Origin of the sequence: Pseudarthrobacter sp. ATCC 49987 (assembly GCF_009928425.1) — a bacterium.
In the GTDB taxonomy this organism is placed as follows: Bacteria; Actinomycetota; Actinomycetes; order Actinomycetales; family Micrococcaceae; genus Arthrobacter.
This window is the reverse complement of sequence record NZ_JAABNS010000001.1, coordinates 1413702-1438363: the sequence shown is the minus strand read 5'-3', so window position 1 is coordinate 1438363 and position 24662 is coordinate 1413702. Positions and strand designations below refer to the sequence as shown.

21 protein-coding genes, 2 tRNA genes and 1 riboswitch are annotated in these 24662 nt (G+C 67.9%); of the genes, 3 read left to right on the top strand and 20 right to left on the bottom strand.

Features of this window, described 5'->3' with window-relative positions:
- Positions 1–62: 62 nt before the first annotated feature.
- On the top strand, positions 63–569 hold the full coding sequence (locus GXK59_RS06910; RefSeq protein ID WP_160665454.1) for a DUF2004 domain-containing protein: 507 nt from the start codon (positions 63–65) through the stop codon (positions 567–569).
- 138 nt (positions 570–707) lie between these two features.
- Here the strand turns inward: GXK59_RS06910 and metE are convergent, their stop codons facing one another.
- Positions 708–3050, bottom strand: a complete 2343-nt coding sequence (metE, locus tag GXK59_RS06905) for a 5-methyltetrahydropteroyltriglutamate--homocysteine S-methyltransferase (protein ID WP_160665452.1) — start codon at positions 3048–3050, stop codon at positions 708–710.
- 47 nt (positions 3051–3097) lie between these two features.
- The gene (locus GXK59_RS06900; RefSeq protein ID WP_160665450.1) at positions 3098–4072 is read right to left on the bottom strand and encodes a methylenetetrahydrofolate reductase; all 975 of its coding nucleotides are present in this window, start codon (positions 4070–4072) and stop codon (positions 3098–3100) included.
- A 424-nt stretch (positions 4073–4496) separates the two neighbouring features.
- Here GXK59_RS06900 and GXK59_RS06895 point away from each other — a divergent pair, with 424 nt between their 5' ends.
- Complete coding sequence (locus GXK59_RS06895) at positions 4497–4700, top strand: hypothetical protein (protein ID WP_160665448.1); 204 nt, start codon at positions 4497–4499, stop codon at positions 4698–4700.
- A 44-nt stretch (positions 4701–4744) separates the two neighbouring features.
- Here the strand turns inward: GXK59_RS06895 and GXK59_RS06890 are convergent, their stop codons facing one another.
- The 4 genes from GXK59_RS06890 to GXK59_RS06875 form a co-directional block, all read right to left on the bottom strand.
- Positions 4745–5998: an ROK family transcriptional regulator gene (locus GXK59_RS06890; protein WP_237393808.1), complete on the bottom strand. Its 1254-nt coding sequence runs from the start codon at positions 5996–5998 to the stop codon at positions 4745–4747.
- 83 nt (positions 5999–6081) lie between these two features.
- Complete coding sequence (locus tag GXK59_RS06885; protein WP_160665446.1) at positions 6082–7269, bottom strand: class I SAM-dependent methyltransferase; 1188 nt, start codon at positions 7267–7269, stop codon at positions 6082–6084.
- 47 nt (positions 7270–7316) lie between these two features.
- Entirely contained in the window at positions 7317–8477 is a 1161-nt protein-coding gene (locus GXK59_RS06880) for an NAD(P)-binding domain-containing protein (protein ID WP_160665444.1), read from the bottom strand.
- A gap of 6 nt (positions 8478–8483) precedes the next feature.
- Entirely contained in the window at positions 8484–8837 is a 354-nt protein-coding gene (locus GXK59_RS06875; protein ID WP_160665442.1) for a zinc ribbon domain-containing protein YjdM, read from the bottom strand.
- Positions 8838–8999: 162 nt separating this feature from the next.
- Here GXK59_RS06875 and GXK59_RS06870 point away from each other — a divergent pair, with 162 nt between their 5' ends.
- Positions 9000–9458, top strand: coding sequence for a DoxX family protein (locus GXK59_RS06870; protein WP_160665440.1), 459 nt, complete (start codon positions 9000–9002; stop codon positions 9456–9458).
- A 114-nt stretch (positions 9459–9572) separates the two neighbouring features.
- Here the strand turns inward: GXK59_RS06870 and GXK59_RS06865 are convergent.
- From GXK59_RS06865 to GXK59_RS06800, 14 genes are all read right to left on the bottom strand, one after another.
- Positions 9573–9645 (bottom strand) — tRNA-Ala (locus tag GXK59_RS06865).
- Between the two features lie 212 nt (positions 9646–9857).
- Positions 9858–9930: transfer RNA gene (locus GXK59_RS06860), tRNA-Ala, on the bottom strand.
- A 138-nt stretch (positions 9931–10068) separates the two neighbouring features.
- Positions 10069–10470, bottom strand: coding sequence for a ribosome silencing factor (gene rsfS, locus GXK59_RS06855; RefSeq protein ID WP_024368350.1), 402 nt, complete (start codon positions 10468–10470; stop codon positions 10069–10071).
- Between the two features lie 89 nt (positions 10471–10559).
- Positions 10560–11810, bottom strand: coding sequence for a hypothetical protein (locus GXK59_RS06850; RefSeq protein ID WP_160665438.1), 1251 nt, complete (start codon positions 11808–11810; stop codon positions 10560–10562).
- 7 nt (positions 11811–11817) lie between these two features.
- Positions 11818–12462, bottom strand: coding sequence for a nicotinate-nucleotide adenylyltransferase (gene nadD / locus GXK59_RS06845; RefSeq protein ID WP_237393979.1), 645 nt, complete (start codon positions 12460–12462; stop codon positions 11818–11820).
- Between the two features lie 55 nt (positions 12463–12517).
- Positions 12518–12757 carry a hypothetical protein gene (locus tag GXK59_RS06840; RefSeq protein ID WP_160665436.1) on the bottom strand — a complete coding sequence of 80 codons (240 nt, stop codon included), beginning with the start codon at positions 12755–12757 and terminating at the stop codon, positions 12518–12520.
- An 80-nt stretch (positions 12758–12837) separates the two neighbouring features.
- On the bottom strand, positions 12838–14184 hold the full coding sequence (locus GXK59_RS06835; protein ID WP_160665434.1) for a glutamate-5-semialdehyde dehydrogenase: 1347 nt from the start codon (positions 14182–14184) through the stop codon (positions 12838–12840).
- A gap of 26 nt (positions 14185–14210) precedes the next feature.
- Complete coding sequence (gene proB, locus GXK59_RS06830; protein WP_160669035.1) at positions 14211–15374, bottom strand: glutamate 5-kinase; 1164 nt, start codon at positions 15372–15374, stop codon at positions 14211–14213.
- Positions 15375–15384: 10 nt separating this feature from the next.
- Complete coding sequence (obgE, locus tag GXK59_RS06825; protein ID WP_160665432.1) at positions 15385–16974, bottom strand: GTPase ObgE; 1590 nt, start codon at positions 16972–16974, stop codon at positions 15385–15387.
- Positions 16975–17092: 118 nt separating this feature from the next.
- Positions 17093–17356, bottom strand: coding sequence for a 50S ribosomal protein L27 (rpmA, locus tag GXK59_RS06820; protein ID WP_120949928.1), 264 nt, complete (start codon positions 17354–17356; stop codon positions 17093–17095).
- A 61-nt stretch (positions 17357–17417) separates the two neighbouring features.
- Positions 17418–17726: a 50S ribosomal protein L21 gene (rplU, locus tag GXK59_RS06815; protein ID WP_024368343.1), complete on the bottom strand. Its 309-nt coding sequence runs from the start codon at positions 17724–17726 to the stop codon at positions 17418–17420.
- 354 nt (positions 17727–18080) lie between these two features.
- Complete coding sequence (locus tag GXK59_RS06810; RefSeq protein WP_160665430.1) at positions 18081–19664, bottom strand: bifunctional hydroxymethylpyrimidine kinase/phosphomethylpyrimidine kinase; 1584 nt, start codon at positions 19662–19664, stop codon at positions 18081–18083.
- Positions 19647–19744, bottom strand: a riboswitch (TPP riboswitch). Its footprint overlaps the gene before it by 18 nt.
- Positions 19745–20024: 280 nt before the next feature.
- Positions 20025–21167, bottom strand: a complete 1143-nt coding sequence (locus GXK59_RS06805; RefSeq protein ID WP_443094310.1) for an IS701 family transposase — start codon at positions 21165–21167, stop codon at positions 20025–20027.
- A gap of 89 nt (positions 21168–21256) precedes the next feature.
- Positions 21257–24454, bottom strand: a complete 3198-nt coding sequence (locus GXK59_RS06800) for an Rne/Rng family ribonuclease (protein WP_160665426.1) — start codon at positions 24452–24454, stop codon at positions 21257–21259.
- Positions 24455–24662: the final 208 nt, after the last annotated feature.

Genomic DNA, 24662 nt, shown 5'->3' with positions numbered 1-24662 from the left:
CGGTACCGGATAAAACCTTGGGAATGCTGGAATGGGCCGGTTATGAGGACTATGTTGAAGGTATGAACAAGGTAGCGAGCAAGCACTTCGGAGAGGTCGAGCTCAACCACGGAAGGGACCACAATTTCACCGCCAAGCATGAACTGGCGGGCGAGACCGTGGAGCTTGACCTGAATGTCAACGCGCATGACCACTTCGACGAAGCGGCGATGCACAAAGTTGACTACCGGTTGCGTTTCCTGCCGGAGCTGGTGGACCAGGTCCGCGAAATGATCGCCGACGAACTGGGACAGGACGGCACCAGCCCGCAGGAGTACCGCCACTTCCACTGCACCGCGATCAAGGACGAGCACCTGAAGAAGGTCTTCGGCGTCGAGGACAAGAACCAGCTCACCGATGCGGTCTTCCTCAAGGCGCTCAAGCTGGGCCATGTGGGCATCTTCCCCGGCCAGCCGGAACGCTACTTCGTTCTGGACTTCACGCTCGGCACGCACTTCACCGACGAGGTCCTGGTGGCCTCCGCGGACGAGGACGGCGTCGTGGACGACGAGATCCTCTGGGAATCCTGAATCGCCACAATCGATTGCTCCGTAACGGCCCTTTTGGGGGTTCTAAAGGGCCACTGCTCAGCAGTCGATGAGTGAAAACGTACGACGGCGGCCGGTCACCTGGGAAAGGTGGCCGGCCGCCGCTGGTTAAGCCTGGTGCTACTTGGCCGCTTCGAGCAGGCCGGCGCGGACCGTCTTGGTGGCCGTGACCAGGTTGCGCAGGGACTCTTCGGTCTCGGCGTAGCCGCGGGTCTTCAGGCCGCAGTCCGGGTTGACCCAGAGCTGGCGGGACGGGACGTGCTTGACGGCGGTGCTGAGGAGCTCGGTGACTTCCTGCTCGCCCGGGACGCGCGGCGAGTGGATGTCGTAGACGCCCGGGCCCACGCCGCGGCCGAAGCCGTGGGACTCGAGGTCGTGGACAACCTCCATGCGGGAGCGGGCGGCCTCGATCGAGGTGACGTCGGCGTCGAGGCCGTCGATCGCGTCGATGATGGCGCCAAACTCCGAGTAGCACAGGTGCGTGTGGACCTGGGTGGCGTCCCCTGCGCCGGCGGTGGCGAGGCGGAAGGACTTCACCGACCAGTCCAGGTAGGCGGCCTGGTCGGCCTTGCGCAGCGGCAGGAGTTCGCGCAGGGCGGGCTCGTCCACCTGGATGATCTTGATGCCCGCGGCTTCGAGGTCGGCGATCTCGTCCCGGAGGGCGAGGGCCACCTGGTTGGCGGTCTCGCCAAGCGGCTGGTCGTCGCGGACGAAGGACCAGGCGAGGATGGTGACCGGGCCGGTGAGCATGCCCTTCATCGGCTTGTTGGTGAGGGACTGCGCGTACTTGGCCCATTCCACCGTGATGGGGGCGCTGCGGGTGACGTCGCCCCACAGGATCGAGGGACGGGTACAGCGGGAGCCGTAGGACTGGACCCAGCCGTGCACGGTGACGTCGAAGCCCTCGAGGTTCTCGGCGAAGTACTGGACCATGTCGTTGCGCTCGGGCTCGCCGTGGACCAGGACGTCGAAGCCGAGCTCTTCCTGCAGCTGAACAACGCGCTTGATCTCGTCCTTCATCAGCTGCTTGTACTGCTCAGTGCTGAGCTCGCCCTTATTGGCGCGGGCCCGTGCGGTGCGGATTTCGCCGGTCTGCGGGAAGGAGCCGATGGTGGTGGTGGGCAGCGGCGGCAGGTGCAGGGCCTCGGTCTGCGCGGCTTCGCGGACGCCGTACGCGGAACGGCTGAAGTCGGCGTCGGTCAGGGCGGCGGTGCGGTTCCGGACCTCGGCGCGGCGGACGCCGTCGGCCGCGCCGCGGTCGGCGATAATGCGGGTGGCCTCGTCGATGGCCGGCCGGACGGCCTCGGGGTCACCCAGCAGGCCGGCGAGGGTGACAACCTCGGTGACCTTCTGGTCGGCGAAGGCGAGCCAGCTGCGCAGCTGCGCGGAGAGCTGGACTTCCTCGTCGACGTCGTGCGGGACGTGCTGCGTGGAGGTGGAGGTGCTGATGGCCAGGCTGGCGACGGACTTCTTCAGCTCGGCGATCTTCTCCGCGGAGGCGGCAAGGTCGTTGAGCCAGATGTTGTGGCCGTCCACGACGCCGGCGACCAGGGTCTTGGTGCCCAGGGCGGCGAGGGCAGCGGCGGACGGGACCTCACCCTTGAAGACGTCCAGGTGCAGGGCGTCGATGCCGGTCGCGGCAAGGGTGCCGAGCTGGCCGTTGAGTGCACCGTACGGGGTGGAGACGAACAGCTGCGGGCGGTTCGCGGCGGCGGAGAGCACCTCGTAGGAGCGGGCGACGGCGGCCTGGATTTCCTCGGCCGGAGTGTCCTGGTCCACCACGAGGGCGGGCTCGTCGAGCTGGACCCAGCTGGCGCCGGCGGCGGCAAGCTTCTCCAGGAGTGCGGTGTACACCGGCAGGACGTCCTCGAGCCGGGACAGCGGGCTGTAGCCGGCCGGGGCATTGTCTGAGGCCTTGCTCAGCAGCAGGAACGTGACCGGGCCGACGAGGTAGGGACGGGTCTGAACCCCGTTGGCGAGGGCGTACTCGAATTCCTCGACGATCCGGTTGGAGGTCAGCGAGAAGGTGGTTTCCGGGCCGATTTCCGGGACGAGGTAGTGGTAGTTGGTGTCGAACCACTTGGTCATTTCCAGGGGCTGCTGGTCGGCGTTGCCGCGGGCGAGGGTGAAGTAGCCGTCGATGTCCAGCTGGCCGTCGGCGTTCAGGAGGTTGCCGAAGCGGGCGGGCACGGCGCCGAGGTGGGCGGCGGCGTCCAGCACCTGGTCGTAGAAGGAGAAGGTGCCGGGAACGGCGGCGGCTTCGGTGAGGCCGAGGCCCTGGAGTCGCTTGGCCGTGCCGAGCTGGATTTCCTTCGCGGCGGCGTCCAGGGCGGCGGCGTCGATGGTGCCGGCCCAGTAGGCCTCGACGGCCTTCTTGAGTTCGCGGCGGCGGCCGATGCGCGGGTAGCCCAGGATCGAGGCGGACGGGAAAGGAGTGGCATTGAGCGTGTTCTTGTCAGTCATGGCAAAGTCCTAAGAGTTGGTGGTGTGGTGCGGAGGGAAGGTTGTGGTCAGCTGGCGAGCTGGCGGCGGCCGGCCCAGCGCTGGCGGCCCCTGTGCCGGTTGCCGCTTCGCGGGCGGGGCAGGGCGAGTTTGTCCAGGACGTCGAGGGCTGCGGCGTGTTCGTTGAAGGTGTAGAGGTGCAGTCCGGGGGCACCGGCGTCGAGGGCCGCGTTGGCAAGGTCCACGGTGGCGCTGACCCCGATCCGGGTGCGTTCGGCGTCGGTGTCGGCGGCGGCGAGCCGTTCGATGAGTTCGGCGGCCGGTTCGACGCCGGTCAGCTCGCTGAGCCGGGTGAGACGGCGGATGCTGGTGAGCGGCATAACGCCGGGGATGATCGGGATGGTGACGCCGGCCCGGCGTGCCCGGGTCAGCAGGTCAGCATACTGCTCGGTGTGGAAGAAGACCTGGGTGATGGCGAAGTCGGCGCCGGAGCGCTGCTTGGCCAGGAGCACCTCGACGTCGTGCGCCTCGCTCGGGGATTCCGGGTGCCGCGTCGGGTACGCGGCGACGCCCACGGCCACCTTGCCGGCGCAGAGCAGCGCGGAGCGGCGCTGTTCGACGCGGCGGATGAGCTCGATCAGGTCCTGGGCGTAGCGCAGCGATCCCTCGGGAGGGACACCGCCGTCCTTGGGCTGGTCGCCGCGCAGGGCCAGGATGCCGCGGACGCCGACGTCGAGGAGTTCGCCGATGATCTCGGCGAGCTCCTGCGGGGAGTTCCCCACACAGGTCAGGTGCGCCAGCGGCCGGAGAGTCGTTTCCTGGACCAGGCGGTTGATGAGTTCGACGGCGGTGTTCCGGTTGGAGCCGCTGGCGCCGTAGGTCACGGAAACGTAGTCCGGATCCGTGCTTTCCAGTTCGCCGATGGTGGTCCAGAGCGATTCCGCGGCTGCGGGCGACCGCGGCGGGAACAGTTCATAGGACAGGGCGACCGGGGCCGTTCCGGCAAGATTTGGATGGGTGTCAATAAGGCTTGGTGGAGACATTTGCGTCCTTGGCTGTGAACACCGACGGCTGTGCCCGGACAACGGGGGCCGTCGGTGAATTGAGTTTGGGGAACACGGAGGAAACTCCAGCAGGACGCAGCCGCGACTGTTACGCCTGATACGAAGTTGTCCGTGAGCAAATGTCAGGCCCACATGGGGGCACCCACACCCTCCTGGGCCGCCTTGGGGGTGACCTTCAGCGGAGGATCGCTGACACGTTACCGAGGTAACTTGGATAGAACTCTACGGACCACCCGGGAGTCCTTCAAGTCGGCCGCCGAATTAAGACGCAGCTTTACGGCATATTTCGGTCCCGGACAGAACATTGTTCGCCCCTGTGGCTCATCATGGCCACTGCGTGAGCGGTCCGGGACGGCTGCCGGAGGCACTCCCCATCGTGCCCGCGCAGGACTATCCTTTTGCCATGATCCAGCTTCCAGCCAGCTACCAGGAGTATCTCGCCGACAAGAGCGAGAGTTTCATCAACACGGTCCGGCCCATCCTGATGCAGTCCGCTGCGGACAAGGCCCACGGTGTCAAGGTGTCCTACAACCGCGGCCCCACGGGCCACCAGGCGCACGTGGACGAGTCCATTCCCTTCGGCACCGTCGTCGAAGACATCGACTGACACCGGAGTGCCGGGCCGGGTCCGCCGGGTTCGGCCCACCGGCTCTACCCCTCCAGCAGGAGCCGCTGCGACCGGGGTGCCAGGGTGTGTTCGAGCACGAGGCAGGCGGCGCCGATCGCGCCGACGTCCTCGCCGACACCGGTGCCGACGACTTCGATCTCATGGATTTTCCGGGTGGCGCTGCCTTCGCGGACGAGCTCCGGGATCCGTTCGAGGTAGCGCTGCGAAAGGCAGGTCCAGAAGGGTCCGCCGAAAACAACACGGTCCACGTCCAGGGCGTTGGTGACGGCGGAGACCGCACGGGCCACCAGCACGGCGGAGTGGTCGATGATCGCTTCTGCCTTCGGGTCGCCGGCGCCGGCCGCGGCACACAGTGCGGCGAAGCTTTCCTGGATGGCGGGGCCGGTCACGGCCTCGAGCGGGCCCTCCAGTACGCCGGCTTCGACGGCCCGTGCCACCAGCACCTGCGGAATGCAGGAGGACTTGACGCAGCCGCGCAGGCCGCAGTCGCACAGCGGGCCATCGGGATCAACCATGATGTGGCCGATCTCGCCGGCGTTGCCCGAGGTGCCGCGGACGACTTCGTCATTGAGTACGATCCCGCAGCCGATTCCGGTGCCCATGTACATAAAGACGAAGCTTCCGGCGCCGCTCGGACCGCCTGCCCAGGTCTCCGCCACGGCGGCACTGGTGACGTCCTTGTCCACGATGGTGGATAAACCGGTGGCCGCGGCCAGCGCGTCGCGGAGCGGCACGCGGTCCCAGCCGAGCAGGAGCGGCGGGTCGACGACGGTGCCCTCCTCGAGGTCGATCGGGCCGGGCGAGGCGATCCCGAGGCCGGCGATCCGGGCGGGGTCGACGCCGGAGTCCGTGATGAGCTGCTTGATTTCGGCGGCGATGGTCTCGATCACGGACCCGGGATCGGTACCGGCGGGGGTCTTGATCCGGGAATGCTTGACCACCGCCCCGACCAGGTCCAGTACCACGAACGTGGTCACGGCCGGATCCAGGTGGACACCCACGGCGTACATTCCGGAGGACTTGAGCCTGAGCATGGTCCGCGGCTTGCCCGGCCCGGTACCTTCCTTGCCTGCCTCGTAGATCAGGTCCTGGTCCAGCAGCCGGCGGGAGATGTTGGAGATGGTCTGCGGGGACAGGCCAACGATCTGGGCCAGTTCCACCCGGCTGAGGCCGGCCGGGGAACGCCGGATGGCATCGACGATCACCGTGAGGTTGAAGTCCCCCATGCGGGGCAAATTGGTTCCGCGCCTCGGCGAGGGCTGGCGGATCTCAGACACTGATACCCCTAAACGTCTTTGGCTGCGCACTGCTTATGTCAGAATCGTACGTTACGCCCCTGTGACCGCCCACACGCCCCGCTTCACACTTCGGCGGATTTGCGGGTGCTTGCCGTCACCGTGAATTTTGGGTTCCTGCCGACTTCGCGGGTGGGACCGACCAGCCGCTCCAGCACGGGCCGGTAGTGCAGGTGGCTGTTGAACACCGTCCAGAGTTCCCCGCCCGGCGCGAGGACCCGGCCGGCCGCCTCGATCAGTTTGATGCCGGCCCCGGCATGCACCGCCGCGCCAACGTGGAAGGGCGGGTTGAGCAGGATCAAATCGGCGCTGGCCGCCGGCAGCGAGGCCATGGCGTCGTCCTGCAGGACAGTGACCTGGCCTGCGAGGCCGTTGGCCTGCGCGGTCGCCCGGGCGGAGTCGACGGCGGCGGCGGACTGGTCCGTCGCCGTGACCAGGGAACCGGGGTTGCTGCGGGCGTACATGGCGGCGAGGATTCCGGTGCCGCAGCCCAGGTCGATCGCATGCCGTGCCGGCGGCATCTGGGGCAGGAAGTCCAACAGGAACCGGGTGCCGATGTCCAGCCCGGTGCCGGCAAAAACGGCGCCCCGGGCGCAGACGGTCAATCCGAGCCCGGCATTGACCTCCGTGATGGGGAACGTCGGGGCACCGGTGGCAGCTCTGGGAACCCGGGCGAGAAGGACCCGCGACTTCTGGCGGGCACGCTGCGGCTGGACCTCGCTGAAGTGGCGTTCGAGCACGGCGTTCATGCCCAGGCTCATGTGTTTGACCCGGCCGCCGGCCAGCAGCACGACGTCGGGCGCGGCATGGCGGGCGACGGCGTCAGCAATCTCCTCCAGCTCCGCGAGGGACTTGGGCAGCTGGAGCAGCACCACGGTGGCTCCGGACAGGAGCCCGGCGCCGAGCGGCAACTGTTCGAAGCCGCCGTCGACGTCCAACTTCCCGGCGTTGTTGCGGAGGGCACGTTCACCGGTGATGAGGTCCTGGTGCACCCGGACCGGACCGTTCACCAGGCCGGGTCCGTCCCCGTCGGGGTTCGGTCCGCCCAGAGCCAGCGCCCCCAGGGTCAGCGCGCCGTAGCGGTCCCCGACGACGGCGAGCCTGCCCGGGCGCAGGAGCCCGGCCGCCAGCATGTCGCGGGCCGTGTCCAGGAGAAGCGTGTCCGTAGCGTCCCAGGCCTGCAGGTTGGCCGCCTCCACATCCGGGAACCTGCCCAGCCGGGAGAAGAGGGATTCGAGCTTGTTGTCCGCCACGCGCGAGCTGCCGCCTTTTGGTGAGTGGGGTTGATGAGTCAGGGTGTTCAGGCCCGGTGAGTGAGGGCCCCTGCAAACTTATCCTGCTCCCCCAAGAAACGCAGGATGCCCGCCACGGCGGCCCGGCCGGCACGGTTGGCGCCGATCGTGGACGAGGACGGTCCGTAGCCCACCAGGTGGACCCGTGGTTCCGCGGCCACCTGGGTGCCGTCCATGGCGATCCCGCCGCCCGGGCCGCGCAGGTGCAGCGGGGCGAGGTGTTCCAGTTCGGCGCGGAAGCCGGTGGCCCAGAGGATCACGTCGGCGGACAGGAAGCTGCCGTCCGCCATCTGCACTCCCCCGGGCCAGATATCGGTGAACATGGGGTGGCGCTCCAGGACACCGCGGGCGGCGGCCGCCCGCAGGGCCGGAGTCCAGATCAGACGGGTCACGGCAACGACACTCTGCGGCGGAAGGCCCTGCCGGACGCGCTCCTCGACCAGCGCGACGGCGTCGTGCCCGGCCTGGCGGTCGAAGGCGGCGTCCCGCCAGAGGGGTTCCCGGCGGGTGAACCAGCTGGTGGTGGTGACCCGGGAGATTTCGTCGAGCAGGCCGACGGCAGAGATGCCACCGCCCACCACGATGACGTGCCGGCCGCGGAATTCCTCGGCTGAGACGTAGTCCGCAACGTGCAGCTGCCGTCCCTGGAAGGTGGCCCGTCCCGGGTAGATCGGCCAGAACGGCCGGGTCCAGTTGCCGGTCGCGTTGACGATGGCCCGGGCGGACCAGTCGCCGCGGGGGGTGGTGATCCGCAGCCGCCCGGCCGGGTTGTTGTCCTCCCGGGAGACGGCCCGGACTTTGACGGGACGTTCGATCGCCAGGGCGAGCTGGTGTTCGTAGCCGTCGAAGTAACGGGTCAGGAAGCTTGAGCTGGCTTCCTCCGGATCGACGGAGGGTTGCGGGATGCCGGGCAGGTCGCTGATGCCGTTCACGGTGGCCATGCGGAGGCTCTTCCAGCGGTGGCGCCAGGCTCCCCCGGGGCCGTCTTCGGCGTCGAGGACGATGTAGCTCATGGCCCGCCCGCCGGATGGTTCAAAGCCTTCCGGAGCGGTCCCTGCCGGGACCAGGCCGCGGCGCTGCAGGTGGTAGGCGGCGGAGAGCCCGGCCTGGCCTCCGCCAATGACCACGACGTCGACGGAGCGGACCGGGACGTCAATCCCTGCGGACATAAACGCTCAGATCTTCTTGACCACGCTGGATTTCAGCTGCATGGGCCCGACGCCGTCGACCTTGCAGTCGATGTCGTGGTCGCCGACACCGTTGACGAGCCGGATACCCCGGACCTTGGTGCCCACTTTGATGACGGTGGAACTGCCCTTGATCTTGAGGTCCTTGATGACCGTGACGGTGTCGCCGTCGGCGAGGATGTTGCCGACGGCGTCCTTGATCGGCTTCGCTTCCTGATCGCCGGGCTCCGTTTCCGCGGCGGGCGACCATTCATATGCGCACTCCGGGCAGACCAGGAGCGCCCCCATCTCGTACGTGTATTCGCTGGAGCATTCAGGGCACGGGGGCAGGGTCTCATTCACGTCCTCAACTTTAGTCGAGCAGCCCGCTGGTGTTCAGCGCGGGCGCCGGGGGCCGGCTGCCATCCATGCCTCTTGCTCCGGCAACAGCCCCGTCGTGAAAGGGCCGGGGTCCTTTGAGACGGCATTGCTAAGCTGGCTCCACCACACAGAAGGCGGCACCCCATGGCTCACACCCCGGTTAGGCCCAAGGACACGAATTCCCGGCTGGGCTCCGGCTCGCGGACCGCCGGGCGGCTGGTGCTGGGCGGGTTCCTGATCCTGGCCGGCGTCAGCCACTTGGGCTGGGCACGTGAGGCGTTCCGCGCCCAGGTGCCGGCCTGGCTGCCGCTGGACGTCGACTTTGTGGTGGTCGCTTCCGGCCTGGTGGAGATCGGACTGGGACTGGGCCTCTTGCTGCTCAGGCGCCGACGGGTGGCCCTGGGGTGGATAGTTGCGGCCTTCTTCGTAGCGGTCTTCCCGGGGAACATCTCGCAGTTCGCCACGGGCACCGATTCGTTCGGCCTGAACTCGGACGTGAGCCGCGGAGTCCGACTGCTGTTCCAGCCGCTGCTGGTGCTGTGGGCCCTGTGGTCCACGGGCGCGTGGCGGGCCTGGCGGGAGAGCCGGCGCCGCGGCAGGTGACACCGTTGGCGGGTGTCCGCGCCGAGCGGGGACCCCTGTAAGACGGCGACCACTGTAAGACGGCGACACCCGTACAACAAAGGAGGCCCTGCTCAATGAGCAGGACCTCTTCGGTGGAGCTGAGGGGACTCGAACCCCTGACCCCCTGCATGCCATGCAGGTGCGCTACCAGCTGCGCCACAGCCCCGAATTTGCCGCAGAAATCTGTCCTGCAAAGGACCGTCTTCCCTGAAGCAACCTGTTTATCTTAAACCACAATTCCGGTTCACGCGAATCGGCGCGCCCGGCCGCGCTGGAATTCCGGCAAGACCCCCTGCTCACAGACTTACTCCGCACCATGGCGGTAACCCGGCAATAAAAAAATCCGCCGGAATCTTTCGATTCCGGCGGATTATCCGGTGGAGCTGAGGGGACTCGAACCCCTGACCCCCTGCATGCCATGCAGGTGCGCTACCAGCTGCGCCACAGCCCCGAATTTTCGTTGCTCCGACCCCGTCAGCTCACGCTTCCGGTCCCGGCATTTTGTCCGGATCTCTCCGAAGCAACTCAAATATCTTAGAACAGCCTTTCGGAAAATTCCAAATCGGGCATATTCCGCTGCTCCGGGCTGCTACTCCGCGTCGGAGGCTGCGGCGGCCTTCGCGGACGCGTCGTCGCCGAGCTGCAGGTCCACGACGGGGCAGTCCTTCCAGAGGCGCTCCAAGGCGTAGAACACGCGGTCCTCCTCGTGCTGGACGTGGATGACGATGTCGCCGTAGTCCAGCAGGACCCAGCGGCCGCCGGAGCGTCCTTCACGGCGGATCGGCTTGAGCTCGAACTTGGAGAGTTCGTCTTCAATGCCGTCGACGATGGCGTTGACCTGGCGTTCGGACGGTGCGGAGGCAATCAGGAAGATGTCGGCCAGGGCCAGCCGTTCGCTGACGTCCATGGCGACGATGTCCTCGGCGAGTTTTTCCGCGGCAGCTCGGGCTGCGTGGCGGGCTGAGGCGATGGATGATTCTGTTGCAGTCACGGGACTCCTTGTTGGGGTGAAAAAGCTTTTGTTGTGGAAATGCGTGGAATGGCCGTCTGCCGGAAGGGCAAGGCCACGAACGAAGGTGCTTAGCCGGAGAGGCCAGTGATGATCAGTGTGATGCCGGCAATCAGCGCAATGACGCCGAGGGCCAGCACCGCCAGCTGCACGAGGCGCAGACGCCGCGCCGGGCCGAGGCCGGCGGTGTCCGCGTCGAGGGGATCGAGCCCGTAGGCGGTGTTCGCGGCGACGGGTGGCCTGCCGGTGAAGTCCTCCTCGGACATGCCCGCGGAGGGGATCCCTGGCGCGGGCCTGGACACTACCTGCGGTGCCGAGGCAGCCTTGGCGGCGGCTTCGGCGCGGGCAAGCACGCCGGCGCGGCCGGATGCAGAGCCCGCAGCCCCCCGCCGTGGTGCACCCTGACGGCGGGTACCGGACTTCCGGGACGGCTCAACCCGGGGGCCCGGGTTGGTCACGACCGGAACGTAGGACGTGGCAGGGCGCTTCAAGACGGGCCGCTCCACGCCGGGGACCTGGACGAACTCCAGGGGTGTGACCATCGCCAGGTTGTTGGCTGTGGTGGGGTCGTTCCGCGCCGGTTCCGGCGTGCTGGCCTGTTCGGCCAGCTTCTGCTTGGCGGCGGCCCGGCGGTTCAGGACGGCGGCCCGCTCGGCCAGGGCGATCTGCTCCGCCAGGACCTGAGGATCGACGGAGTCGGGGTCCGTGGCGTTGATGTGCTCCATTTTGGCCAGCTGGTTCTGGGCCTGCTGGGCCAGGAGTTCCCGTGCGGCGAGGGCCTGTTCCACGGTCATCCCCGCGGGACTCTGACCGCCTGGGCCGGCCGGGGCGCCGTCGGCCGTCCGCCCGGGGGCTTTGGCGGTGTCAGCGGGAGGGCTGTCCGCGCCGGGCCGGGGGACGACCGGGGTGGCCCGGGTCCGGGGCGAGGCGGGGACGATCAGGTTGGCTGCGGTCGCCGGGGACGTTTCGGCGGCCAGCTGCAGCAGCCGGAGCTGGCGCCTGGTGGGCTGTCCGCCGCCGGCGAGATTGCCTTCTTTTTCGGCGAGTTCCTTGATGGTGCGCAAGGTGGCGCGGTCCCGGGCACGGACCTGCGAGGACCGTTCCGAGCCGGCGGTGTTGCGGGCCGAGTCCACGGGTCCGGGAATCCGGCGCCGGCCGGTGACTTCCGCTTCGGTGGGCTCGCCGGGATCAACAGGGGTATTCGAGGCAGGCGGAACCGCGCCGGGACCTGGGGTTCCGGGCTCCTGGTTCGCTTCCAGGCGTTCATCTCTGGCCTGTCGCAGTTCGCGACGGCTGCGGATTGGTGGCTGTTCCTGACTCATTGCAAACTCATTCGGTGCTGGCGGGTTGGGCTATCTCGGTGCTGCGGTCATAGCGGACGGCGCCATTGCCGGCGGAAGTGTCCCCGGTGTCCGGGTCGCCGCCGTAGAGTCCGTACTTGGCAATGTACTGCACCACGCCGTCGGGGACGAGGTACCAGACGGGGTTCCCTGCCGCAACCCTGGTGCGGCAGTCCGTCGAGGAGATCGCCATCGCGGGAACCTCGAGCAGGCTGACGTCCTTGCGGCCCATTCCATCCAGGACATGGCCCGGCCGGGTGACGCCGACGAAGTGCGCGAGCGACCACAGTTCGTCGATGTCCTTCCAGGACAGGATCTGTGCCAGGGCGTCAGCGCCGGTAATGAAGAACAGGTCCGCGTCAGGGCGCAGCGTGTGCAGGTCCCGGAGGGTGTCGATCGTGTATGTGGGCCCGGGCCGGTCCACGTCCACCCGGCTGACGGTGAAGCGCGGGTTGGACGCCGTGGCGATGACGGTCATGAGGTACCGGTGCTCGGCCTCGCTGACCTTTTTGCTCATCTTCTGCCAGGGCTGGCCCGTCGGCACGAAGACGACCTCGTCCAGGTCGAACTTGGCTGCGACCTCGCTGGCCGCGACAAGGTGGCCGTGATGGATGGGGTCAAAGGTGCCGCCCATCACACCCAGACGCAGGCGGCGCTTGGCGCCGCGCTGCTTCACGATGGCGGAAATATTAGTGGCCTTGGCTGTGATCGTGCTTGTTCGGGTGCTGGCGGTGCGGATCCGCGTGCTCCTCGACGGCTTCGTGGCGCCTGCCCAGGTTGCCGTAGGACAGTGTGACGAACAGCAGGACCATAAGGAGCGCGAACATCACGCCGCCGACGACGAACGGCGGCGCAATAATCGGTGCGAGTTCCTCGTGGCCTGTTCCGCCCGCGGCGGCGACGATTGTGGCGATCTGCTGCGACAGCATGTTCTCCCCTAGTGAGTTCAAGATTTGACGACGGCGGGTATCCCCGCCGTTCCGGACTTCTGTTCCATGTTACAGCGTTACTAGGCCCTGATCTGGCCCTCGCCCTGGACGATCCACTTGGTGGTGGTCAGTTCCGTCAGGCCCATGGGGCCACGGGCGTGCAGCTTCTGGGTGGAAATGCCCACTTCGGCGCCCAGACCGAGTTCGCCGCCGTCGGTGAAGCGGGTGGACGCATTGACAATCACAGCGGCCGAATCGACCTCGGCGATAAACCGCTCGGCGTTGCCGAGGTCGTTGGTCAGGATGGCCTCGGTATGGCCGGTGGACCAGGTGCGGATGTGCTTGACGGCGTCGTCCAGGCTGTCCACCATGGCCACGGCGAGGTCCAGGTCCATGTACTCGGTGGCCCAGTCCTCGTCCGTGGCGGGGACGGAGTCGACGGAAGCCGGCAGCGCGGCGCGGATCCGTTCGTCGGCATGGAGCGTGACGCCGGCAGCGCGGAGGGCGGCGGCGACGGCGGGCAGCACGGTCGAGGCGGAGTGGACCAGCAGGGTTTCGACGGTGTTGCAGACGCTGGGCCGCTGGGTCTTGGCGTTCAGCAGGATCTCCACGGCCATGTCCTCGTTGGCGGAGGCGTCCAGGAAGATGTGCACATTGCCTTCGCCGGTCTCAATCACGGGGACCTTGGCGTTGGCCACGACGGACTGGATAAGGTCCCGGCCGCCGCGGGGAATCAGGACGTCGACCCGTCCGCGGGCGCGCATCAGGGCGTTGGCGCCTTCGCGGCCGAACTGGTCAACGCTCTGCACGGCGTCGGCGGGCAGGCCCACCGACTCCAGGGCGTCGCGGAGCACTGCAACGAGGGCTTCGTTGGTGGCGGCAGCGGCGGTCCCGCCGCGGAGGATGACCGCATTGCCGCTCTTCAGGCCGAGCCCGGCGATGTCGACGGTGACGTTGGGCCGGGCCTCGTAAATGGCGGCGACCACGCCCATGGGGACATTGACCTGGCGCAGCCGCAGTCCGTTGGGCAGGGTCTGGCCGCGCACCACGTTGCCGACCGGGTCGGGAAGGTTGGCGAGGTTTTCCAGCGCGCCGGCGAGGCCCTGGATGCGGGCGTCGGTGAGGGTGAGCCGGTCCAGCATGGCCGCGGATGTGCCGTTGGCTCTTCCGGCCGCCACGTCCTTGGCATTGGCGGCGAGGATGTGGGCCTTGCGCTCCAGCAGTGCAGCGGCGATGGCGCGCAGCCCGCGGTCCTTCCACGCCCGGTTGGCCCGGGCCATCTGGCGGGAGGCCTGGCGGGAGCGGTCGGCGATGGCGTGGACGGCTGCCTCGACGTCAAGTTCCGCCGGTCCGTCCGCGGGGAGGAGACCGTCGGCAAACAGCTTCTCGGCGAGCACGGCAGAGCGGGGGGTCAGGGCCTCAGTCATGCTTCCAGTTTAGGCGAGCGGGAGGCTTAGACCAGCACCAGATCGTCAACATGAACAACTACCCGGTCATATCCGCGGCCGAGCGTCTTGCCCAGCTCCTTTGTGGAGCGGCCCAGCATCTGCGGCAGCTCCTCGGCGCCGTAGTTGACCAGGCCGCGGGCGATGACGGTGCCCTCGGAAGAGACCATCTCCACGGCGTCGCCGGCCTCGAAATGTCCGTGCACGGCGGATATGCCGGCCGGGAGCAGCGAGGTGTGGCGGTCGCGGACGGCCTGGACGGCGCCGTCGTCGAGCACCAGCGTGCCCTCCACGGAGGCGAGGTGCGCCAGCCAGAGGAGGCGGACCGGTTTCCGGGCGCCGTTAATGGAGAACCAGGTGCCCACGTCCTGGCCCGCCAGCGCGGCGGCGGCGTTTCCGGTGGAGGTGACGAGGGCGGGAATGCCGGAACCGGCGGCAATGGTGGCCGCTTCCACTTTGGTGACCATTCCCCCGGTGCCGGTTCCGGCCTTGCCGGTACGTCCGATGCTGACACCCTCCAGGTCCTGCGGACCGGTGACATGGGAGATCCGCCGGGCGCCGTGCGCGGGCGGGCCGTCGTAAAGGGAGTCGACGTCGGAGAGCAGCACGAGGGCGTCGGCGCGGACCAGGTGGGCCACGAGAGCCGCGAGCCGGTCGTTGTCGCCGAAGCGGATCTCATGGGTGGCGACGGTGTCGTTTTCGTTGACCACGGGCACGACACCGAGGTTGAGCAGCCGGTCGAGGGCGCGCAGGGCGTTGGTGTGCTGGCTGCGGCGCATGAAGTCTTCGGCGGTGAGGAGCACCTGGCTGACGGTGACGCCGTGGGCGCCGAAGGCGTGCGTGTAGCGGGCCATCAGCAGGCCCTGGCCCACGCTCGCGGCCGCCTGCTGGGTGGCGAGGTCGCGGGGACGCTTCGCCAGCCCCAGCGGGGCGAGCCCGGCGGCGATCGCGCCGGAGGACACCAGGATGATCTCGGTTCCGGCGTTGCGCTTGTGGGCGAGGGCGTCAGCGAGGTCTGTCAGGGCCTCTTCCGAGATGCCGCCCTTGATGGACGTCAGGGACGACGATCCCACCTTCACCACAATCCGGCGGGCGCCGGAGAGCACAGACCGGTCCGGGGCCGGCGTGGACACTGCCGGTCGGCGATCCGGGCTGGCTGCCGGGGTGGCCATGGTGACGGCTTTACTCGTCATCTGTTGCGCCCAGTCCACTCTCCTTGAGCGGTTTGGCGACCCGGCGGCTGCTGACGGATTCGGTCCAGATGCCGGCCTTGCGCTCAGCTTCGAGCTCGGCGCGGGCCGCGGCCTTGGCCTCGCGGCGTTCGACCTGTTCGTCGCGCTTCTGCCCACGGGTGGGACGGTCGCCGATGTCAGCGAAGCGCACGTCGGTGCCGCGCGGGGCGGCCAGCAGTTCGGCGCCGGCCATCATGGTCGGCTCCCAGTCGAAGACGACGCCGTCGTCCTCGCCGATGACCACCATGTCGCCAGGCTTGGCACCCTGCTTGAAGAGTTCATTTTCGACGCCGAGCTTGGCCAGGCGGTCGGCGAGGTAGCCGATGGCTTCCTCGTTGGTGAAGTCGGTCTGTTTGACCCAGCGCACGGGCTTGTCGCCCAGGACCCGGAACAGGGGCTCCAGGTTCTTCTCCTCGCGGCGGATCTTGAAGCCGGACTCGTTGACGGCGCGGGGCTTGAGCACCGGTGCGTGCACCTTCGGCGGGGCGGCAGCGAGGGCGTCGCGGGCCGCCTGGACGATTTCTGCCATGGCAAAGCCAAGCTGGCGGAGGCCCTCGTGGCTGGTTGCCGAGATTTCGAAGACCTTGTAGCCGCGGGATTCAAGTTCCGGGCGGACAAATTCTGCCATGTCCTTGCCGTCCGGCAGGTCCACCTTGTTCAGGGCGATCAACCGGGGGCGGTGGTTCAGCGGCACGACTTCGCCGTCGGCCCCGCTGTAGCTCATGTCCACGGCGTATTTTTCCAGCTCGGCCTCGATGACGGCGAGGTCGGAGAGCGGGTCACGGTCGGACTCGAGCGTGCCGCAGTCGAGGACATGGACGAGGGCGGCGCAGCGCTCAACGTGGCGCAGGAAGTGGTGGCCGAGGCCCTTGCCTTCGCTGGCGCCTTCGATCAGGCCCGGGACGTCGGCGATGGTGAAGCGCACCTCGCCGGCCTGGACGACACCGAGGTTCGGGATCAGGGTGGTGAAGGGGTAATCGGCGATCTTGGGCCGGGCGGCCGACATGGCGGCGATCAGGCTGGACTTCCCGGCGGAGGGGAAACCGACGAGGGCGATGTCGGCGATGGACTTCAGTTCCAGGACGACGTCGCTGGACTCGCCTTCGATGCCGAGCAGCGCGAAGCCGGGCGCGCGGCGCTTCTGCGAGGAGAGCGAGGCGTTGCCGAGGCCGCCGATGCCGCCGGCGGCCGCGATGTATTCGGCGCCTTCGCTGACGAGGTCGGCGAGGACTTCGCCGGCCTTGGACTTGACCACGGTGCCGACGGGGACCGGAAGGATCAGGGTTTCGCCGTGTTTGCCGGCGCGCCAGTCGCCCATGCCGGGGCCGCCGTTGGTGGCGTGGCGGTGCGGGGCGTGGTGGTAGTCAAGCAGGGTGGTGGTCTGGGGGTCAACACGCAGGATGACGTCACCGCCGTTGCCGCCGTTGCCGCCGTCAGGACCGCCCAGCGGCTTGAACTTCTCGCGGTGGACGGAGACACAACCGTGGCCGCCGGTACCGCCGGATACGTGCAGTACTACCCGGTCTACAAAGCTAGCCACGTGGATCTCCTCAGTGCTGTTCCCTCAGGTGTCCAAAGACGCCCAGGATGATTGTAATGCGGTTAAAACACCGGTGGAGCGGACCTAATGGCCCGCCCCACCGATTTAAGACTTCTTGTTACTCTGCAGCTGCAGCAGTCACAATGTTTACAACGCGACGACCGCGGCGGGTGCCGAACTCGACAGCGCCGGGGGTCAGGGCGAACAGGGTGTCGTCGCCGCCGCGGCCAACGCCGGCGCCCGGGTGGAAGTGGGTGCCACGCTGGCGGACGATGATCTCGCCTGCGGAAACTACTTGGCCGCCGAAGCGCTTGACGCCGAGGTACTGGGCGTTCGAGTCACGACCGTTGCGAGTGGAACTCGCGCCTTTTTTATGTGCCATTTGGAAATGCCTGCCTTAAAATTCTGGGGAATCTGCTGAAAACCTGAACAGTAACGAGTAGTTACTTGATACCGGTGATCTTGACCTTGGTCAATTCCTGACGGTGACCCTGGCGCTTCTTGTAGCCGGTCTTGTTCTTGAACTTCTGGATGACGATCTTGGGACCGCGAAGGTCCTCAAGGATCTCAGCCGTAACCTTTACCTTGGCCAGGTCCGAAGCTGCAGACGTGACCTTGTCACCGTCTACCAGGAGCAGTGCGGGCAACTCAAAGGTGCTGCCGGCTCCACCGGGGACGCGGTTCAGGGTAACGAAGTCTCCAACGGAAACCTTCTCTTGGCGGCCGCCTGCGCGGACAATCGCGTACACCACTGGGGAACTCACTTCTCTCGACGTTTATTACTAGATTTGCGTGCGGAACCTGGGTCCAAAGTTTATGGTCCGGCTCACGCTGTGCCTCTACGCCGGTGGGTTCCCCGGGGGGACCCATGAGCTATCCCGTGGACAATCGCACCTGAAATCAAGTGGAGCGTCCTCAAGGTCATAACCCAAGTGTTGGCGTAAGCACCGAAGATCTAGACTACGCTAATTTTGCCTTCGGCCGCAAATGAGGCTGGTTCCGAAGGGAGGTACGTGATAGGCGCCACCCTGTATGGACAGGACGTTGCCGCAACGACTTCCGGAACCGTGCCCACCTATCGTACAGGCTCCCCCGGGCACTGCACGTCAGGCGTGCAGCCGCGGCGCGTCGAAGAAGTCAACCTCGTAGCGGGCGGACTGCCGGAAAGCCAGGGTCATGGCGTCCCGTTCACCCGGCGAGGCCGCCCGGGCCGCGGCGTCGGTGTGGGCGATGGCCTGCCGGGTGGCGGCGGCGAACTCCTCATCGGCGTAGGTGCGCAGCCACACCGCGTAGGGGTGCGATTCCGGGGCGCCTGCGGCGAGGAACTGCGCGTGCAGGGCCTCCCCTACTTCGGCGTAGAGCCAGAAGCACGGCAGCACGGCGGCCACGAGCACCCCGTAACTGCCGGAGACCGAGGCGGCCAGCAGATGGTCCACGTAGGACTTGGTGACCGGTCCGGGCGTCACTGTGGCCGTGCGGCCCTTCAGCCAGGTCCGGTGCAGCTCGGATTCGACGTCGAGGCAGTTCTGCGCGGAGCGGGCCCAGAAGAGCTGTTCGGCCTCCGTGGGCGCGATCGCGGCGGCGCGGGACAGGACCCGGGAATAGCCGTTCAGGTAGAGGGCGTCCTGGGCGAGGTAGTACGCAAACTCCTGCTCCGGGAGCGATCCGTCGGCCAGGGCCTTGATGAAGTCCAGGCCGCAGATCGCCTCGAGGTCCGCGGCGGCGGCGTCCCGGAGCGCGAGGGCGAATTCACCCTCGGCCGGTACCCGGCCTGTCCTGCCGTGGGCCTCGGTCTGCTGCTGGACGTGGTGGAAGTGATGGACCGGGCCGTTGCCGCTGCCGACGTCGAGGTCCGCCGAGGTACGCAGCGCCTCCTGCAGCCAGGGCTTGACCTCCCGGAGTGCAGCCTCCCAGTCGCCGACCCTGGCCTGCACGGTTGCCATCGCCGAGGACAGCGAGCAGCCGGTGCCGTGGCTGTTGCGGGTGGGCACCCGCTCCCCCGGCACCACCACGACGTCCTGGGCCAGGAGTCCGGCGGTGTTGACCAGCGCGTCCGGGCATCCGCCGTCATTGCTGTGGGTACCGGGATCGCCGTCGAGGTGGCCGCCCTTGACCAGTACCGTCGTGCCGGTGTGGGCGGCGAGCCGCTTGCCCTGCTCCAGCGCCGCGGCCCAGTTGCCCGCGACGGGTTCTTCGAGCAGGATCGCGAGTTCGGCGAGGTTGGGCGTAATCAGGTCCGCGTACGGCAGGAGCGCCTGCAGGGCCGCCTCGGCGGACTCCTGCAGCAGCCGGTCGCCGCTCGTCGCCACCATCACGGGGTCCAGCACGACGACGGCGGGCCGGACCTTCTCCAGCCAGCTGCGGACGGCGTCGATCACGGCGGCATCCCCCAGCATCCCGATCTTGACGGCATCGATGCTGATGTCCTCGCTGATCGCGTCGAGCTGGGCGGTCAGGAAGTCCGCCGGCGGGACGTGGACGGCGCTGACGCCGCGGGTGTTCTGGGCGGTCAGTGCGGTGATGGCCGCCATGCCGTAGCCGCCATGGGCGGCAATGCTTTTGAGGTCGGCCTGGATCCCGGCCCCGCCCGAGGGGTCGGAGCCGGCGATTGCGAGCACCCGTGGGATGCGGGGGGCGGCAGGGGCGGGGACAGCAGGAAGAAACGAGGAGGCGGTGGTCACGGGAGACATCCCTTCGCCGGTGCTAACCGGACAGGTTCAACGGGTCTGGATCTCAGCCGGCTCGATGCGCGGCACCCCGTGTCAGGGATCCAGCCTAGCCGCATCCTTTAACGAAGTCGCGGGCACGGCCCGGGCCTGGCGTATTGCTACGCGGTCCGGACCGCACCCGCGGCCTTGCTGAACTGTTCCGGTGCCAGTACTACAGTCGCGTTTATGGGGTGTGTCCGCGGGCTTTGTAATGACTATGTCGTGCGCGGTGTTGGTGTTTTCGTCGCCAGGTTGAGTGTTCCAGGACTTGTTCGGGGGCGGTGGTCCGGTGCCAGACCATTCGGACCAGCAGGCGCCTGATTTCAGGCAGTGAGAGCCGGATCAGTTCCGCGGTTCCGGCGGCAGGGCCCCTTTTTTGGAGCGGACCACGGTCAGGAAGGCCTGGGCGAACATGGAGAGGGTGATGTGGCGGTACCAGCCGGTGTATTGGCGCACTTGGTAGTGGTCCAGTCCGGTTTCTCCTTTGGAAGTTTGGAAGGTTTCCTCGATGGCCCAGCGGGCGCCGGCGATCCGCACCAGCTCGGCCAGCGAGACGCGGTTCGGGCCATGGCAGATGTAGTAAGCCAGATCGGAGGGGTCTTTCAGGGAGCGGCGGGCCAGTAGCCAGTGTTCCCCTGTTTCGGCGGGTCCGTTGATGCGGGTTCGTGGCCAGGAATACCGGCGGTCGCCCTTGGTCCCGGCGCCGGCGGTCCTGGTCCGCCAGGCATTGGTGCGCAGCGAGGCGATGAGTTTATCCGCGCGCCATTGCTCGCCGATCCCGACTGTGGGGGCGATGACGTTCTGGTTCATGGGAACCGCCAGCACGTAGTGCAACCCCCTGGCTTCCAGACGGCGGCGCAGCCCCGTGTGCTGCCCATAGACCGCGTCCCCGGTGGCCCAGCGGGCAAGGATCCCGGCATCCAGGGCGCGGTCGATCATGTCCGCTGCCAGTGCCGGTTTCGTGGCGAATTCCCGGGTTTTGGGGATCCCGGCCCGGGTGCATCTTTCCCGGTCATCGGCCCAGGCTTTGGGCAGGTAGAGTTCCCGGTCCAGCAGGGTGCGCCCGGCCGGGGCGGAGTACGTCAGGAACACCCCGATCTGGCAGTTCTCCACGCGCCCGGCGGTGCCCGAATACTGGCGTGCGACCCCGGCTGAGGCGGCGCCCTTCTTGAGGAATCCAGTCTCGTCAATGATCAGGATCCCGTCGGGATCGCCCAGGTGGCGGTTGACGTAGGTGAACAGGTCATCCCGCACGGCATCCGGGTCCCAGTCGGTGGTCGAGAGCAGGCGTTGCATGCCATCCGGGGTGCCGTGCCCGGCGCGTTCGGACAGCGTCCAGGAATTCTTGCGTTCCTCATCCGAAAGCAGCCCTCGCACATACCCCACAGCGTTCCGCCGCGGTTCCGACCGGACAAACCGCCGCCCAATCAGATCGCCGATTTCTTCCAGACCATCGGCCCACTCTTCTACGTCCGCCACACAAATATCATCACTCACCACCAACGATTAACAGGCCGCGAGCGGAAAGTCCGGTTAAACCGCCGATACGGCCAAAATTAAACGCGACTGTAGTACTAGAGCTCCGAGGCCGGGACGCCGACGCCGAGGATGATCGGCTCGTTCGCGGCAGGCTTGGCCGCCGGTGTGGTTGCGGCCGGGACCTTGGCCTCGTGCACCGAGACGGCTGACGCCTGCGGAGTTTCCCGGCGCTGTTCCACCGAGGTCTCATTGGCTGCACCCTGGGCGCGGCTGGCGCTGCGGTTGCGGCGTCCGCGGCGGGCGCGGGAGGTGCCGGCCTCGGTTTCCGCCTCGGTCTGGGAACCCGGTGCCTGGGCGCGTCCCGGACCGGTTCCGCCCGTGCGGGCCGGAGCTGCCGCAGCGGTCCGGGCTGCCGGCGCTTTCGCGGCGGGAGCCTTGGCTGCCGGTTCCTGCGCTGCCGGGGCTGCCTCGGCTTCACCCAGGTGGGCGAAGGCCTCGGTCAGCAGGTCCAGGGTCAGCGCGGGTGCAGTCGACTCGTCGGCGTGCTCCACGAACGGCAGGGCGACCTGCTCGCCGCCGAACGTCAGCACAGCGGCGGGACGTCCGGCTGCTTCCTCCGTCGCGGCCAGCTCGACGGCCGCCTCGACAGCTGCCTGGCGGGCCCCGGCATCGGCAGCGGCGGCTGATTCGCCGTCGTGCAGGTGTGCAGCGTGTGCCGCCGCGGCGATGTTCGCCAGCGCCGCGCGGGTTGCCTCAGCCTTGGCGTGGCGCTCGGCCTCGGTGGGCTCGGCGTGCACTGCTGCCGGTGCGGTCTGTTCGTCCGTGCCCTGGCCGCCCCGGCCGCGGCGGCGGCTCTTGCGTTCGGTCCGTGCAGCAGGCTGGTGCTGCTCGGTCCGGGGGACGTGGTGCTCGGCGGCAACCACGTTGGCGCGGCGGTGCTCCACCGGCTCGTCGTGGGTGACGATGCCGCGGCCGGCGCAGGCTTCGCACTGTTCGCCGAAGACTTCCAGCAGCCCGGTGCCCATCCGCTTGCGGGTCATCTGCACGAGGCCCAGCGAGGTCACCTCCGCCACCTGGTGCTTGGTCCGGTCCCGGCCCAGGCACTCCACCATGCGGCGCAGGACGAGGTCGCGGTTGGATTCGAGCACCATGTCGATGAAGTCGATCACGATGATGCCGCCGATGTCGCGGAGCCGGAGCTGCCGGACGACTTCCTCGGCCGCTTCCAGGTTGTTCTTGGTGACGGTTTCCTCAAGGTTGCCGCCGCTGCCGGTGAACTTGCCGGTGTTGACGTCCACCACGGTCATGGCTTCGGTGCGGTCGATCACGAGGGAGCCGCCGGAAGGCAGGAAGACTTTGCGGTCCAGGGCCTTGTGGATCTGCTCGTCGATGCGCCAGGCCGCGAAGATGTCGGTGTCCTTGGTCCACTTTTCCAGCCGGCCCACGAGGTCCGGTGCCACGTAGGTGACGTAGGCCTCGATGGTGTCCCACGCTTCCTCGCCGGAGACGATCAGCTTGGAGAAGTCCTCGTTGAAGACGTCGCGGACCACCTTGATGGTCAGGTCCGGTTCGCCGTAGAGCAGCTCGGGGGCGAGGATCTTGGTCGAGGTCGACTGGCCTTCGATGCCTTCCCACTGGGCGCGGAGGCGGTTGATGTCGTGCGTGAGCTCTTCCTCGGACGCGCCCTCGGCGGCGGTGCGGACAATGACGCCCGCATCTTCCGGAAGGCGGTCCTTGAGGATCCGCTTGAGGCGGTTGCGTTCGACGTCGGGCAGCTTGCGGGAGATTCCGGTCATGGAACCGCCGGGTACGTACACGAGGTAGCGGCCGGGCAGCGAGATCTGGCTCGTGAGGCGGGCGCCCTTGTGGCCGACCGGGTCCTTGGTGACCTGGACCAGTACGGAGTCACCGGACTTCAGCGCGTTTTCGATCCGGCGCTGCTTGCCCTCGAGGTTGACGGATTCCCAGTTGACTTCACCGGCGTAGAGCACGGCGTTGCGGCCGCGTCCGATGTCGACGAAGGCGGCTTCCATCGACGGCAGGACATTCTGGACCTTGCCCAGGTAGACGTTGCCGATCAGGGAATCCTGCTGGGTCTTCGAGACAAAGTGCTCGGCCAGCACGCCGTCCTCGAGGACGCCGATCTGGATTCTGTCGTCGCGCTGGCGGACGATCATCTGGCGGTCCACGGACTCGCGCCGGGCCAGGAACTCGGCCTCGGTGATGACGGTGCGGCGGCGGCCGGTGTCGCGGGATTCGCGGCGGCGCTGTTTCTTCGCCTCGAGCCGGGTGGAGCCCTTGAGGGATGTGACACGGTTGTTCACCGGGGCCTCGGTGGCCGCACGGGGGGCGCGGACGCGCGTCACCGTGTTGGGCGGGTCGTCGTCTCCCCCGCCGGTCAGTTCCAGGTCCTGGTCGCCACGGCGGCGCCGACGGCGGCGGCGCGAGGTCACGCCGTCTTCGAGCTGCTCCTCAGAGCCTTCTTCCGCTTGTTCTCCGGCATCGTCGGAGTCGCTTTCGGCGCCCGGCTCGCTGTCGGATCCGCGGGTGCTGCGTCCGCGGCGGCCGCGGCTGCGGCGGCGACGGCGGCTTCCGGCGTCTTCGCCCTCGCCTTCTTCGCCCTCTTCTTCGTCAGCTTCCGCCACTGCGGCGGCAGCTGGGGCCGGTCGCACGACGGCGGTCAGGTCGGGTGCCTGGAAGATCATCGAGGTGACTGCTCCCGGCTCCAGGAAAAGCGAGGAGGCGGAGGGTGCTTCGGCGGGCGTCTCGGCGGTGGCCGTCTCGGCTGCGGCGGGGGCGGCTGCTGTGTCCGCGGCTGTGTCCGCGGAGCCGGGGGCCACCACGGCTTCTTCCTCTGCCGGGGCCTCTGCTACCGGCGCTTCCGCAACGGGGGCTGCGGCTTTGGCACGGCTGGCCCGGCGCCGGACAGGCTTCTCAACCGGTACGTCAGCGGCCTCGGCGGCCGGGGTTTGGGCTGCCGGGGTTTCAGCGGCTGCGGGCTCGGCCGGGGCTTCGTCAGCGAAGGCCGGAAGGGGTTCGGCCGGTTCAGCGACCTTGCGGGCGCGGGAGCGGCGGACGGGTGCTTTGGCCTTGGCTTCGTCGGCCGGGGCCTCCGCCTCGACGGCGGGGACTGCTGTATCCGCCGCAGTGTCGGCTGCGGTCCCAGTTTTGGGAAGGGCCTTGCGGCGGGTCCGGACGGGCCGCTTCGGCGGCGTGGCTACAGCTGATGCTTCGGCTTCTGCGTTCGTGACAAGCGCGTCTTCGTTGCCTGTTACAACCTGGTCATTATCCATATGTGGCGACACTCCTGCCCCTGACGTACCGCCACATCCGGCACCCGTTGGGGCAAATATTTGTCAACACCCGCGGGCATTGACAGAAGTCAATTGGATACCCTCAGGTTCGCACCGGCAGTGGGGTGCGGCAGCCCTGGAGGGCCGGCGGAATTGTTCTGAAACCCGTTGATCTACACGCCACAACCAGGTGCCGTCCAATGGCATT